The organism is Bacillus cereus group sp. MYBK15-3, assembly GCF_051916765.1.
Classification (GTDB): Bacteria; Bacillota; Bacilli; order Bacillales; family Bacillaceae_G; genus Bacillus_A; species Bacillus_A cereus.
On the sequence record NZ_JBQAHG010000001.1, the window covers coordinates 1,308,425 to 1,321,812 of the forward strand.

Genomic DNA, 13,388 nt, shown 5'->3' on the forward strand with positions numbered 1-13,388 from the left:
CGATATTGTACGAAACCGTCTTTTACATATTTCTTCATAATTTCTACTCATAATACAATTCTTTTGTGTTCGCATTATAGATTCGATTACTTGACGTGGCATCAATCGTCACTATACCTATTGGTTTAGACTATAATTTACAAATATATCTGAGAATAGCGATTATCTCGATACCTATTTAAATTAATATTATATCTCTAACGAATAAGTATCTTTATCATTAATTGTACAAAATACTTCCTCGGCCTTTACAATATTATCAACTTTGATATACGAGTTTACCAATATAAACTTATAATAGTCAGATAGCATAACATACCCAGATAAAAGGTTTATAATTTCCAATTCATTTTCCCCTAATTGAAAATACAAATCAGCTAATTCTTTCGCTGCGTTTTCCATTTTAATAATATTTTGCTCTTTACTATTCGCTTTTTGTACCCTCTGCATAACGCTTAACAAATCACGCAATTGTGTTTTTCCAATTTCCCTCTCATTATATTTCTCAATCTTTAATTGGTACTGACAGTAAAGTACTAGCGCCTCGTATTTATAAAAATTCTTCAAATAAAATTCTATTAATTTTTTTGCTATATTTTTATCAATAGCCATATAACATAATACCTGCTTTACTAACTCTTCTTCCTCTATTTCCAAATCTAATTCATTCAAAATATCTACATTTTGGATGGCCCTATAGTCCTTCATCTCATAAAAATTAAAAATATAGTTAATATCATATTCTTCAACTTGTTTTTTGATTTCCTTGCCAATCCCGATAATTCGCTCTAATGAAAAAAAGACAGTTATAAAGATAGATAACGTTTTAACTACATCAGAACTATTAAACACATCATTAGCTAATATTACAATAGGTATAAACAATACATAAACTACTAATTTTCTAACTAGTTCTATTACTTTATTAGAACTCGAATTCATCCATATTAACAAAAATAAAGAGAGACCAATCAAGGCATTCATCTTAAGAGATATACCCCAAAAAATCATTTTCGTACAATAAGTCACGACAAAAAAGCTAATTAAAATTACTAACCAATAGCTAAACCGACTCTTGATAACCCTCGCCTTTTCTTCTGCTTTATTTAAATGATAAATGCGAATTGCACCACTTAAATACATAAAAAAATTAACATATTTTAAACTTCCTACACTTATATATCGTGTCATCCAAAAAAAGAATTACTAGCCCAATTATTAATGCAAAAATCATATTTTCTTCAAGCATTATCAAATATACAAAAGACAACACACTTTGTACAATCAATCGAACTTTTATAGATTTAAATACCACTCTTATCACTTGACTAATTAACATAAAAATAAACACGATAATTGTCCATTTTATGTACAGACTAAAATCGCTTATATATTCATTCGTAAATTTCATTAACTTATCTGTCATCATGATTAATTTATTTTGCGTTTCGTAGCTAATATCCCCACGTAAAACCCCTTTAAGTATATCAAACAATTCAACAAAGTAATTTGATAATTCTATTATACCGACTTTTTTTAACAACATAGGAACCAACATTAATATACTAATAAAATATATTATATATAAAATCGCTATCAAATCTGATGTTTTTTTATTTTCTTCACCTTTTTCTAATAAATGAATTCGAAATTTGTCCATAAAAAATGCTATATCCCTCAAAACATTTGCTCCTTTCTAATACTGCCTTTCTATATTACAGCAATAAATTCACTAAAGAATAGCCTCTCTATATGAATATTTTTATATAGTTATATACAAATTTAAAAATTCTATACGCAATTCATATTAATTTAATATCAACCGGATATAAATAATTCTCCGGTTGATATTAAATAACTTTATCTCCTACTATAATGCGCAGTATCAATACCACGCTGCATTAACCAATGATATGTTTCACCCTTTACAACAAGAGGTACAGATTGCAACTCTTCTATCGTCTTCGCACCAAGAGCTGTCATTATAAATTTCAAATCTGTATGTAGAAGCTCAATTTCATCCACTAACTTCTCGATACCATCTTGCATTAAAATACGTAAAAAGTAACCAGCAAACGCAGTTGTATTCGCCCCTAATGCGATCGCTTTCGCTACGTCAAGCGCTGTTTGTATGCCCCCAGATGCAATAAAAGAGAGGTTATTATTTGTAGAGGTTGCTTCAATAATCGAGGTTGCTGTTTGTATGCCCCAGTTATTAAAATAAGAAAGCATTCGCTGTCTTCTTTCATTTTCAACAGCAGCAAAATTCGTACCACCTTGCCCACCAATATCAATTGCTGTTACACCTACGTTCGCTAACTGCTGCACTGTTTCCTTACTCATCCCAAATCCAACTTCTTTTACAATGATAGGAACTTTACTATTTAAAACAATTTTCTCAATGCGCTGAAGTACTCCAGTAAAATCACGGTCTCCTTCTGGCATCGTTAACTCTTGTATGACATTTAAATGAATTTGCAATGCATTCGCTTCAATCATATCAACGGCACGCTCTGCCTGTTCGATAGTTGCCTCACTACCTAAATTAGCAAAGAAAATACCATTTGGATTTACCTTTCTGATCACCTTATAAGAAGCAGCTTCACTTTCATCTTTTAACGCCGCCATTTGCGAACCTACAGCCATAGCAAGGTTATGATGTTTCGCTACATATGCTAATTGCTCATTAATATGTAACGTTTTCTCTCCTCCACCACCAGTCATCGCATTGATAAAAATCGGCGAACTTAGTGAAAGTTCGCCGATTTTTGTTTCACATGTTATTGTGTCATAATTTGAATTTGGCAAGCTTTGATGCACAAAATCAATATCATGAAAGCCATGCGTACGAGACTGACCAGTAGAAAGAGCGTATTCAATATGATCTAATTTACGTTTTGCCCTTACCACTTGTACCCCTCATTATTTCTTTAATTTTTTCAGTTGTTCACCAATAATATCACTTAATTGGAAAGTAGCAGAATCAGCATTTGGCTCATACTGACTATAATCTTCAGTTACATTATTTTCCTCAAGCGCTTCTTTTATACTTAAAGAAATACGTTTCTCTGCTACGTGAACTTCAAGTACTTTCACTTTTACTTCTTGTCCCATTTCCAATACTTCATTCGGATTTTTCACGTGACGATTTGCAATTTGAGATACGTGTACAAGTCCTTCAATGCCCGGTAAAATCTCAACGAATGCACCAAATGTAACAAGGCGTTTTACTACTCCCTCACGAATATCTCCAGCTTTTATTTCGCCAGCAACGTTTTCCCAAGGTCCTGGTTGAGCTGCTTTAATTGATAAAGAAATACGTTGTGTATCAGCATCAACAGATAACACCTTTACCTTAACCTTTTGACCTTGCTCTAACACTTCAGAAGGTTGCTCTACACGTTCGTGTGAAATTTGTGAAATGTGAACTAAACCGTCCACTCCACCAACATTAACGAATGCGCCAAAGTCAGTTAATCGTTGTACTGTTCCTTCAACAACGTCCCCTTCTTTTAATGAAGAAATTGCTTCTTTTTTCTTAGAATCTAGTTCTAATTCTACTACCGCTTTATGTGAAAGGATTACACGATTTTTTTCACGGTCTAATTCAACAATTTTCACCGCTAATGTTTTACCTTTATAGTCAGTAAAGTCTTCTACATAATGTACTTCTACAAGTGAAGCTGGAATAAAACCGCGAACACCAAGGTCCACAACTAATCCGCCATTCACAATATCTTTTACAGTAACATCAAATACATGACCAGAAGTAAATTTCTCTTGTAGTTCTACCCATGCTTTTTCTGCATCAACAGCACGTTTAGATAAGACAAGATCATCTTCTTCTAATTTAATAATTTTCAACTCTAGTGTTTGATCTAATTCTACAACATCGCTTGCTTTTTCAATATGAACGTTAGCTAATTCACTAATTGGAATTACGCCATCTGTTTTGTATCCAACATTTACAAGCACTTGTTTCTCTTCAACCTTCGTTACAGAACCTGTAACAACGTCACCAACTTGTAATTCTTTTGAATCCATAACTTCTTCATTCATTTTCTCTACCATGGAAATACCTCCCTACAGAATTGACAAAGCATTTTTTATGTATATACGAAATGAAAACAAAGTTTTCATTTGCATGTTTAAGAATTTCTCATCACATACTCTTTTTCAATAACATTCACAAGAAAATATATTAAACCTATATAAATAGTATACAGCAAAACCAGCTTGAAAAAAGTATGTTTTGAAATATAATAGCGAATATATTCTGACAGTTTTATTCCTCTTTAACTAACTTCTTACAAATCAGCTCATTTGTCAAGGAAAGAGACTCACAATTCACGTATCCTTTACATTTCTATTTAAACAAAAAAAGAAAGAGGATTATCCCCTTTCTTTATTTCGCAAACACTCCAGAAACAATGCTCATAATTTTTTGGACAACTTCTTCAATTGATAAAGAAGTCGTATCTAATTCCAATGCATCATCAGCCTTTTTTAGTGGAGAAACTTCGCGTTCTGAATCTAATTTATCACGCTGAGCAATTTCTTCTTTTAGCTGCTCTAAATTAGAATCGAAACCTTTATTTAAATTTTCTAAATGCCTTCTTTCCGCTCTTTCTTCAACAGAAGCAAGCATAAAGATTTTCACTTCAGCATCCGGTAATACATGTGTACCAATATCACGGCCGTCCATTACAACGCCGCCTTTTTTCGCTAACTCTTGCTGACGACGTACCATTTCTTCACGAACAAGGCGATGTTTCGCTACAATAGATACTCGATTCGTCACATCAGGTGTACGAATTACTTCAGAAACATCTTGTCCATTTAAAAATACAAGCTGTGTATTTTCTCCTTGCTGAAACTCAATATTTACATTCTTTACAACTTCCATTAACTGCTCTTCATTTTCAATGTCTACTTTTTGTTGAAGGGCTGCATATGTAAGCGTACGGTACATTGCGCCTGTATCAATATAAACATAAGAAAGTTCCTTCGCAACAACTTTTGCCACTGTACTTTTCCCTGCAGCTGCTGGACCATCTATAGCAATTGAAATTCGTTTATCCATTGTAACACCTCATTTTTTCACTTATAAAACAAAACGAAAAGCAGGTGTTCACCCTGCTTCTTCTCATTTGCTTCGCGTCATTAAATCCTCAATTATTGTAGCATAATCCTTCATAGAAGAAAATGAAAACTACCGATTCACCTGCAAGATTTCCACTTTGTTTTTTACCATAACACCCTCATAATAAACAATTTTAGATAAATATTTCACTGATGACTTATGTATAAATAACAATTGTACAACAGAAAGACAAATGAATTGTATTATTAATATACGAATAAAAATTCTCTCCATCTTTTTCACCGTAATTTCTCCCTCCTATACTATATTTGCACATTTCGTTTCGTAATTTTATACATCGTACATATAGCAGTTAATTTTATTGTCATTTTCCAGGCATACTTTTATACATTTCCATTGTCGAATTTACTCAAAACATGTTATGTTCTAAATGTATTTTTTTACTTGAAAGGGGTATAAGCATTGAAAAGAATCCTAGTTTTACACACAGGTGGAACAATTGCAATGGAGGAAGATAAAGAAACTGGGGTCGTACAACCAGGTAAAAAAAATCCTCTTTTAAAATTCATTCCTGATTTAGAAGGCGATGTTGATTTAATCGTTGAAGATGTGTTCCATCTACCATCTCCTCATATGACACCGAGCGAAATGTTACAATTACAAGTCATCATTGATGAAAGAGTAAAACAAGACAACATTCATGGCGTAGTTATTACGCATGGTACGGATACATTAGAAGAAACAGCTTATTTCTTAGATTTAACAGTACAAGCAACTATTCCGATCGTAGTGACAGGTGCAATGCGTTCTAGCAATGAGTTAGGTGCTGATGGTCTATATAACTTCTTATCAGCTGTAAAAGTTGCTAGTTGTGATGAAGCTGCAGAAAAAGGTGTTTTAGTCGTATTAAACGACGAAATTCATTGCGCTACAAATGTAACGAAAACACATACAAGTAATGTCGCAACATTCCAAAGTCCACAATACGGACCAATTGGAATGGTAACAAAACGCGGCGTTGTCTTCCATCACGCTCTAGTACATCGCGAATCATATACGATAAATAAAGTGTCTAAAAATGTAGTTGTTCTAAAAGCATATGCTGGCATGGATGATACATTATTAGCAGCAATCGAAAATCTTCCTGTAGACGGCATTGTTATCGAAGCTCTTGGACAAGGTAATCTCCCTCCAAGAACACTACCTAGCCTAGAAAGATTATTAAATAAAGGTATTCCTGTCGTATTAGTTTCTCGCTGTTTCAACGGTATCGTTCAAGACGTATATTCGTATGAAGGTGGCGGTAAACACTTAAAAGATATGGGCATTGTATTCACATACGGCTTAAATGCACAAAAAGCACGCATTAAATTACTTGTTGCATTAGAGAATACAAATTCTCATGAATCCATTCAAAATATGTTTATGCACGAATAAAAAGGAGCTGTCGAGATTTTCCCGACAGCTCCTTTTTATTTTTCTCTTGATGCAATGGTTTGCGCAATCCCATCTCCATGAAATCTACCGTTCTCAATAAATATTTCATTTGCATTATTTCCAGCAGCAATGACACCTGCAATGAAAATATTTTCAGCATTCGTTTCCATTCTATCCTCTGTATAAATTGGACGTCCTGTTTCTTCATCAATCTGAACACCCATCTTCGTTAAGAAGCTATGATCAGGATGATAACCAGTCATCGCAAATACAAAATCGTTTTTGATTGTAAAAGCTTCACCATCAACTGTAAACGTTAATGTATGCTCAGTAATCTCTTTCACATGAGCTCCAAAATGCATTTGAATTGTACCGTTTCGTACTAACGCCTCAAATTCCGGCAAAATCCAAGGCTTTATGCTTGGTGAATACTCACTTCCACGATACAGTACCGTTACACGTGCACCAGATTTAACAAGTTCTAACGCGGCATCTACACTCGAGTTTTTCCCACCTATAACTACTACATCTCGATCAAAATAAGGATGCCCCTCTTTAAAATAGTGAGCTACTTTCTTCAATTCCTCACCTGGAACATTCATATAATTTGGATTATCATAATATCCAGTTGCTACAACAATATATTTCCCTATATACATTTCCTTACTTCCGTCACGCTTTGTCGTCTCAACCTGAAAAACTTCTCCATCTTTTTGAACTTTCTCCACTCGCTCAAAAGCATTTACACGTACAGATTTACGTTTTACTACTTCACGATAATACGCAAGCGCTTGATTTCGAAATGGCTTACGATTTTCTGTAATAAAAGCTACATCACCAATTTCTAATTTTTCACTAGAAGAGAAAAATGTTTGATGAGTTGGATAATTATAAATGGCATTTACAATGTTTCCTTTTTCAATTACTAACGGATTTATCCCTACCTTTTGCAACGAAATTGCAGCCGCTAATCCGCACGGACCGCCTCCGATTATAATAACTGTTTCTTTCTGCATACTCGTCCACTCCTAGTCTTCTACCAATGCACTTTTTATAAAAACAAGAAAAAACCTACTTACAGCAGTAGGCACCTATCTTTATTGTATTCATTTTTCATATATTTGTCATCTAAACGAAACGTACATCCGATAGACATCTGCTAAAAACTGCTGAAATTTAATACCTTGTTTCCCTAATACATTCTCAGGATCAATCTTTCTAGCTGGATCAAGCGTTTTATGTGACACGATATCTTTTTTCGGATTTAAGCCAAAGTTTTGGCATAAATACGCATGATACCATGTAAAACGATTATACGCTTCCCAAAAGTTAACATCACCACCATAACAAAGTTCCACTCCAATGGCCGCCTTATTCGCGTCATAGCCATATAAGTCATTATCCGTCGGCACACCATATCGAACATGATACGCAACTTCATTTATAGGAATAATCTCCAATATTGTTTTATCATCTATAAATGTATGCGCCGAAGCTTTCGGTTGTAATTCATTAAAGTAATCTCGATTGCCTATCGCATTGCTTCCAGGATTCCCCGTATCATGGCTTACGATAAATCTCACTTTAGTCAGAGGAATCCCCGGTCGTGAACTTCCATATCCAATATAATTGCGCTCTATAGGAAACATCGCCATTGCTACCAACTCCCGCTCTAGAAGATTACCTTACTTCTTTATATATGTATTCGGTAGCAATGTCCTTATCGCATATTTCTTACGCGAAGAGAAAATCGAAAATATTTGAAGTGAACACCATAAACAACAAGATACTTACAGCCACTCCATAAAAACCGTAAAACCAAACACAATCTTCTTTCGTATCTAAACCGAAAAATTTATTTACCGATTGTAATAATGTGCCACGCTTACTTTGTTTGTTGCGTAATACTTCCACTCGCTCTACAACATCTGCTGGCATCATAAATCTTTGGTCTACTGTCATTTTCATCATTTATCTCTCCTTAAAATCATTTCCGTTTTGTTTATCTAAGGAGAGTATAGCACATCTGTTCGCATAGAACAAGCGTTCTTTTTTGTTTTTATTTTATTTTTCAGCAAGCCAAGTAAAAATTGAGATTACAACGGCAATAATCGGCCCTACTACAACCACACCAAATATCAGAAACAGTAGCCCTTCCCCGAACATCCGAACGGTACTTATTTTGCGAGCTTTCATCGTTCTTGCGAGTTCTCCCTCTAACCTATTAACCTTTTCTTCTAATTGTTCTACTCGTTCCAACATTTCATTCTCCATATACAACACCTCATTTAATACTTCAACAAAAAAACGTGATTCCCTCGAAAGGAAATCACGTTTTCTCAAGATATAATATTTTATACCCAACCTCTGAAGCGGCTTGCTTCAGCCATTTTACGAACACCAACCATGTACGCCGCTAAGCGCATGTTCACTTTACGAACTTGTGCTGTTTCATAAATAGAATCAAATGATCTTACCATTACTTTTTCTAAACGTTGTTCTACTTCTTCTTCAGTCCAGTAGTAACCTTGGTTATTTTGTACCCATTCAAAGTAAGATACTGTTACACCACCAGCACTTGCTAACACGTCTGGAACAAGTAAAATTCCGCGATCTGTTAAAATTTTAGTCGCTTCTAATGTTGTTGGACCATTTGCAGCTTCAACAACGATTTTCGCTTTAATATCATTAGCATTTTCTTCTGTAATTTGGTTCTCAATTGCAGCTGGAACTAAAATATCGCAATCAAGTTCTAACAATTCTTTGTTTGAAATTGTATTGTTAAATAGCTTTGTTACTGTACCGAAGCTATCACGACGGTCTAATAAATAATCAATATCTAATCCGTTTGGATCATGTAACGCGCCGTAAGCATCTGAGATTGCAATAACTTTCGCACCTGCATCATGCATAAATTTAGCTAAGAAGCTACCAGCATTACCGAATCCTTGAACAACAACGCGTGCCCCCTTAATATCAATGCCACGTTTTTTCGCAGCTTCGCGAATACAAATTGTTACACCTTTCGCTGTTGCTGTTTCACGTCCATGTGATCCACCTAGTACAAGCGGTTTACCTGTAATAAATCCTGGTGAATTAAATTCATCAATACGGCTATACTCATCCATCATCCATGCCATAATTTGAGAGTTTGTGAATACATCTGGAGCTGGAATATCTTTCGTCGGTCCTACGATTTGGCTAATTGCTCGTACATAACCGCGGCTTAATCTTTCTAACTCACGGAATGACATTTCACGTGGATCACAAATAATTCCACCCTTACCTCCACCATATGGTAAATCAACAATACCACATTTTAAACTCATCCAGATTGAAAGTGCTTTCACTTCATTTTCTGTTACATTCGGATGGAAGCGAATTCCACCTTTCGTTGGACCAACAGCATCATTATGTTGCGCACGATATCCTGTAAATATTTTAACAGTCCCGTCATCCATACGAACTGGTATTTTCACTGTCATCATACGAATTGGTTCTTTTAATAATTCATATACTTCGTTTGGATAACCCAATTTTTCTAACGCTTCACTAATAACAATTTGTGTTGAATTCAATAGTTCAAAATGTTGTTCCCTTTGTTGTTGTGTTTTTGTTTGAGTTCCCTTTTCGGCTACCATAGTAAGTAAACCCCCTGTAATTTCACTTGTTTAGTAAACCTTCATTGCCTAGTATACACCCTTAAATTTGGAATGCAATAGAAAACGCTAACAAATATATACAAACTACTTTCTATTGCAAGCGTTTTCACCATTATTATAGTCCTTTTATTACTTTTAGAAAAGTAAAATACTTAAATATTTAAATATTTTTTATTTTCATCAACCACACTCCCATAAAACTGCATATTTTATTTTCAAAAAGTATGTTCGAGTATTTACAATCATCCCTTCCCTTCTCCAAATAAGAACAAAACCTCAGCTATGTTGTATTAGCTGAGGTTTTGTTTTTTCACAAAGTAATTGTGTATTTGTTCTATCGCGTTAACATCCATTAATTCTTTACCGTACTCCATGATGCGATAAATGGTTGCTGTAGACGGATTACCGTATTCCGCTAAAATAGCTATAAAATCCGCCTTTAACAATTGAATTTGTTCCTCTTCTTCCACCCAAAGATAGAAGCGCTCATCCCACGTATATAGCTTTCCGCCAGTTACACCAAGGTTATATAAGCGATTCGACAGGTTAATTACGTCATCTAGCGTAGCAAACTCATATAATATATGCTCACTTTCATCTAGAGTCACTTGCATTTCAATAAACTCGTCACGGAACTCATCATCTGTATCTATTTCTTGATTTTCTTTCGTTACAATTACAACCATCCCTTGTGCTTGTAGAGAAAACACTTCAACTGCAATCGGACCATCTGCTTCAAATCCTAATTCCTTATTTGCTTCTTGCATCATATCACGAAATAATTGCTGTACTTTCGGTGCATTTCTCCATAAATCTTCTTTCGTTAATCCTCGTTCAGATAAATCATCAAATGTTAGAAAAATTTTTATCTTATTGTAATTTAATCGTTCCAGCCTCATCTCATACCCTCCCTACGTAACCAATGCATCTAATTTTTATTATATGAAATAGAAAATAGATGGTTCTTTTCGAACAACTATTCCGACATTTTTAACCATCCATCCCATTCTTCTTTCGTATCACCAATTAAGATTGTTTCAATGTCCAACTGGTTTAGAACGCCTAGCTTTCCGATAAATCCAACTAAAAGAGATTCCCTTTTTTCTTGTAATAAATTTATAAAGTTCATCGTCTTTTTCATTTCTTGTTCGTCAGCAAAAGATATAAATACATATTTCGGCTGTATTTCCTCTACCGCTGATAACATACCATCTTCAGCTAAGCTTGTCCTAATATATATCGCCTCATATCCTTTTAAGCGTAAATAAGTTGAAAAAATAAATCCTTTCAATGCATCCTTTTCTAACACAATAACTTTGTGTAAAGAGGAAAACATTGAGGCATTGTGATACACCATCCCTAGACGCGTTTGTAAAAATGATAGTGCATATTGAAATTGCACCATTGAAATCTCATTATTATTTTTTGACGTTAATAATTTGTCTGTCACTCGAAGAACAATACTGGCAACAACCTTCTCTGTTGAATATATACTAAAAGCTTCGTTTAATAATGCAGCAATTGTAATTTCATCAAATTTTAACAAAGCTTGTAGCAAATCGTCCACTAAAACAACTTCTTTATCGAAATGTATCTCTTTTTGAACTGTACTCTGCAAACGATTCTCTTCTAATAATTGAACTGCTTGTCCAATCATCATACCGGAAGAAACTTTTTCCATTAACCATTTTAAAATTTGAATATGCTCTTCTGTATATAAACGATGCCCAGCTTGATTCCGCTTTGGGGCAATAATTTGATATCGTCTTTCCCATGCACGAAGCGTACTCGGCTGAACTCCAATTATATTCGAAACGGCTTTTATATTGTATTTCCCATTAAGAGTTGGCATCATTTCCCTCCGCACAATGTAATGATGTGTGTTTGAGCAGGTGCTCGGAAACGAAGTGGTATCAATGTTGTTCCATACCCATTACTAACAAAGAGAATCGTATTTAAATGGTTATATACGCCACCTTTTAAATATTTTTTAGATGGGAATAATCGGATTTGCCCTCCATGCGTATGTCCACTTAAGACAAGTGAAATCTGTTCATTTCCAGACATTTTTTTTATTATATCAGGGTTGTGACTAACTAGGATACGAAAACCATCTTCTTTACAATCCGCCAATGCCAAATCTAGACGATCACGGTGCAATCCAACATCATCTATACCGAGCAAACAAATTTTCTCGCCTAATTCAGACTCAAATACCACTCTTGTATTATCTAAAACTTTTACGTTATTTTCTAATAATAACGCATCTAATTCATGATATTCTATCTCATAATCATTGTTTCCCCACACAAAATATACAGGAGCTATCTCTCTTAACTTTTGAATATTCGCAGAGATTTTTGATAAAGAGACACCTTTCTCTGCTAAATCTCCTCCGATAATTACGAGATCTACTTTTCCTTTTACTTGTTCAATTAACAAATTCGAAATGACTCTTCTATGAATATCAGAAATAAAAAACACATTTACTTTTTGAAAACTTTTCGGAAATTCTTTAAATACTAAAGTATGTTCCAACACCGTATTACGCATCGCTTCTTTATACATCACAAGAAGCAATAAAATCCCCATGCCTATGAGAGTACTGAATAATATAATCCATATCATATTTTTGACTCCCCTCCTCATAAAGATAATCCTAGGCTTTTATAACAAACTGTGATCGCTTAACTCACTAGCTTTCTTGCTTTGTGGACTTATCTTTTATCGGAATTTTTAATTCTTGACCTGCACTCACTTCATCGTCTTGCAAGTTATTATACTTTTTAATTACTTCAATTCCATTTCCATCTGAAAAATATTGCTTCGCTATACTTTCTAAAGTTTCTCCCTCTTTCACAGTATGCGTTATTACTTTTTCAGAATGTTTCTGCGACTCAGATTTAGCTGAATCAAAGAAGATTACTTCAAACGCACTTTTTCCGGCATTATTACTATCACCCTTCACCTGAATATATTTATCCGTGTACCACAAAATACTAATCGGCAGCAGAATGAATAGAAATGTTAAAACCCGGACGAAAATGTGATTTATTTTAAACTTTTGTTTTTTTTCTTTATTTCTATGAATTTCACTACGCGGCGGTAAACTTTCTTTTTCTTCCACTCGCTCAACTTCTAATTCCTCTTCAAAATCAGGAATTCGTTTCCTCATGTTGTTCACC

At 34.4% G+C, this 13,388-nt stretch carries 16 protein-coding genes; 1 reads left to right on the forward strand and 15 read right to left on the reverse strand.

Annotated elements, in window-relative coordinates; translation table 11 throughout:
* Nucleotides 1-189 precede the first annotated feature (189 nt).
* From ACTFR8_RS06680 to ACTFR8_RS06705, 6 genes are all read right to left on the reverse strand, one after another.
* Nucleotides 190-1,143, reverse strand: coding sequence for a hypothetical protein (locus tag ACTFR8_RS06680; protein ID WP_252209905.1), 954 nt, complete (start codon nt 1,141-1,143; stop codon nt 190-192).
* Between the two features lie 7 nt (nt 1,144-1,150).
* Nucleotides 1,151-1,681: a hypothetical protein gene (locus ACTFR8_RS06685; protein WP_252209903.1), complete on the reverse strand. Its 531-nt coding sequence runs from the start codon at nt 1,679-1,681 to the stop codon at nt 1,151-1,153.
* 179 nt (nt 1,682-1,860) lie between these two features.
* Nucleotides 1,861-2,910, reverse strand: coding sequence for a type 2 isopentenyl-diphosphate Delta-isomerase (locus ACTFR8_RS06690; protein WP_000251037.1), 1,050 nt, complete (start codon nt 2,908-2,910; stop codon nt 1,861-1,863).
* Nucleotides 2,911-2,922: 12 nt separating this feature from the next.
* Complete coding sequence (rpsA, locus tag ACTFR8_RS06695; RefSeq protein WP_050821739.1) at nt 2,923-4,071, reverse strand: 30S ribosomal protein S1; 1,149 nt, start codon at nt 4,069-4,071, stop codon at nt 2,923-2,925.
* 334 nt (nt 4,072-4,405) lie between these two features.
* Nucleotides 4,406-5,083, reverse strand: coding sequence for a (d)CMP kinase (gene cmk, locus ACTFR8_RS06700; protein ID WP_000361257.1), 678 nt, complete (start codon nt 5,081-5,083; stop codon nt 4,406-4,408).
* Nucleotides 5,084-5,212: 129 nt separating this feature from the next.
* On the reverse strand, nt 5,213-5,386 hold the full coding sequence (locus tag ACTFR8_RS06705; RefSeq protein ID WP_000738057.1) for a YpfB family protein: 174 nt from the start codon (nt 5,384-5,386) through the stop codon (nt 5,213-5,215).
* 180 nt (nt 5,387-5,566) lie between these two features.
* Between ACTFR8_RS06705 and ansA the strand changes: the two genes are divergently transcribed.
* Entirely contained in the window at nt 5,567-6,541 is a 975-nt protein-coding gene (gene ansA / locus ACTFR8_RS06710; protein ID WP_000822026.1) for an asparaginase, read from the forward strand.
* Between the two features lie 35 nt (nt 6,542-6,576).
* On the opposite strand, the gene ACTFR8_RS06715 is transcribed toward ansA, so the two are convergent.
* The 9 genes from ACTFR8_RS06715 to ACTFR8_RS06755 all read right to left on the reverse strand — a co-directional run bounded on the left by ACTFR8_RS06715 (nt 6,577) and on the right by ACTFR8_RS06755 (nt 13,378).
* Nucleotides 6,577-7,557: a YpdA family putative bacillithiol disulfide reductase gene (locus tag ACTFR8_RS06715; RefSeq protein WP_001168512.1), complete on the reverse strand. Its 981-nt coding sequence runs from the start codon at nt 7,555-7,557 to the stop codon at nt 6,577-6,579.
* A 108-nt stretch (nt 7,558-7,665) separates the two neighbouring features.
* Nucleotides 7,666-8,196: a peptidoglycan recognition protein family protein gene (locus ACTFR8_RS06720; RefSeq protein WP_001240655.1), complete on the reverse strand. Its 531-nt coding sequence runs from the start codon at nt 8,194-8,196 to the stop codon at nt 7,666-7,668.
* Between the two features lie 79 nt (nt 8,197-8,275).
* A complete protein-coding gene (locus tag ACTFR8_RS06725; RefSeq protein ID WP_001983018.1) occupies nt 8,276-8,512 on the reverse strand; it encodes a DUF3961 domain-containing protein in 237 nt (78 codons plus the stop codon).
* 93 nt (nt 8,513-8,605) lie between these two features.
* Nucleotides 8,606-8,815: a hypothetical protein gene (locus tag ACTFR8_RS06730; protein WP_000426768.1), complete on the reverse strand. Its 210-nt coding sequence runs from the start codon at nt 8,813-8,815 to the stop codon at nt 8,606-8,608.
* Between the two features lie 80 nt (nt 8,816-8,895).
* A complete protein-coding gene (gene gudB / locus ACTFR8_RS06735; RefSeq protein ID WP_000225173.1) occupies nt 8,896-10,182 on the reverse strand; it encodes an NAD-specific glutamate dehydrogenase in 1,287 nt (428 codons plus the stop codon).
* A 311-nt stretch (nt 10,183-10,493) separates the two neighbouring features.
* Nucleotides 10,494-11,102, reverse strand: coding sequence for a genetic competence negative regulator (locus ACTFR8_RS06740; protein ID WP_001235397.1), 609 nt, complete (start codon nt 11,100-11,102; stop codon nt 10,494-10,496).
* A 77-nt stretch (nt 11,103-11,179) separates the two neighbouring features.
* Nucleotides 11,180-12,055 (reverse strand): MerR family transcriptional regulator, encoded by an 876-nt coding sequence (locus tag ACTFR8_RS06745; protein WP_050821737.1) that lies wholly within the window; start codon nt 12,053-12,055, stop codon nt 11,180-11,182.
* A complete protein-coding gene (locus tag ACTFR8_RS06750) occupies nt 12,055-12,831 on the reverse strand; it encodes a metallophosphoesterase (RefSeq protein WP_000637796.1) in 777 nt (258 codons plus the stop codon). Before ACTFR8_RS06750 ends, ACTFR8_RS06745 begins: the two co-directional genes overlap by 1 nt.
* A 67-nt stretch (nt 12,832-12,898) precedes the next feature.
* A complete protein-coding gene (locus ACTFR8_RS06755) occupies nt 12,899-13,378 on the reverse strand; it encodes a LysM peptidoglycan-binding domain-containing protein (protein WP_001231550.1) in 480 nt (159 codons plus the stop codon).
* Nucleotides 13,379-13,388: the final 10 nt, after the last annotated feature.

What these genes read in the sequence shown, in the direction of transcription:
- ACTFR8_RS06730 (WP_000426768.1), bottom strand. Translation starts at nt 8,815, where the DNA reads ATGGAGAATGAAATGTTGGAACGAGTAGAACAATTAGAAGAAAAGGTT.
- rpsA (WP_050821739.1), bottom strand. Translation starts at nt 4,071, where the DNA reads ATGGTAGAGAAAATGAATGAAGAAGTTATGGATTCAAAAGAATTACAA.
- ACTFR8_RS06740 (WP_001235397.1), bottom strand. Translation starts at nt 11,102, where the DNA reads ATGAGGCTGGAACGATTAAATTACAATAAGATAAAAATTTTTCTAACA.
- ACTFR8_RS06720 (WP_001240655.1), bottom strand. Translation starts at nt 8,196, where the DNA reads ATGGCGATGTTTCCTATAGAGCGCAATTATATTGGATATGGAAGTTCA.
- ACTFR8_RS06715 (WP_001168512.1), bottom strand. Translation starts at nt 7,557, where the DNA reads ATGCAGAAAGAAACAGTTATTATAATCGGAGGCGGTCCGTGCGGATTA.
- ACTFR8_RS06680 (WP_252209905.1), bottom strand. Translation starts at nt 1,143, where the DNA reads ATGTATTTAAGTGGTGCAATTCGCATTTATCATTTAAATAAAGCAGAA.
- ACTFR8_RS06745 (WP_050821737.1), bottom strand. Translation starts at nt 12,055, where the DNA reads ATGCCAACTCTTAATGGGAAATACAATATAAAAGCCGTTTCGAATATA.
- ACTFR8_RS06750 (WP_000637796.1), bottom strand. Translation starts at nt 12,831, where the DNA reads ATGATATGGATTATATTATTCAGTACTCTCATAGGCATGGGGATTTTA.
- ACTFR8_RS06755 (WP_001231550.1), bottom strand. Translation starts at nt 13,378, where the DNA reads ATGAGGAAACGAATTCCTGATTTTGAAGAGGAATTAGAAGTTGAGCGA.
- cmk (WP_000361257.1), bottom strand. Translation starts at nt 5,083, where the DNA reads ATGGATAAACGAATTTCAATTGCTATAGATGGTCCAGCAGCTGCAGGG.
- gudB (WP_000225173.1), bottom strand. Translation starts at nt 10,182, where the DNA reads ATGGTAGCCGAAAAGGGAACTCAAACAAAAACACAACAACAAAGGGAA.
- ACTFR8_RS06725 (WP_001983018.1), bottom strand. Translation starts at nt 8,512, where the DNA reads ATGATGAAAATGACAGTAGACCAAAGATTTATGATGCCAGCAGATGTT.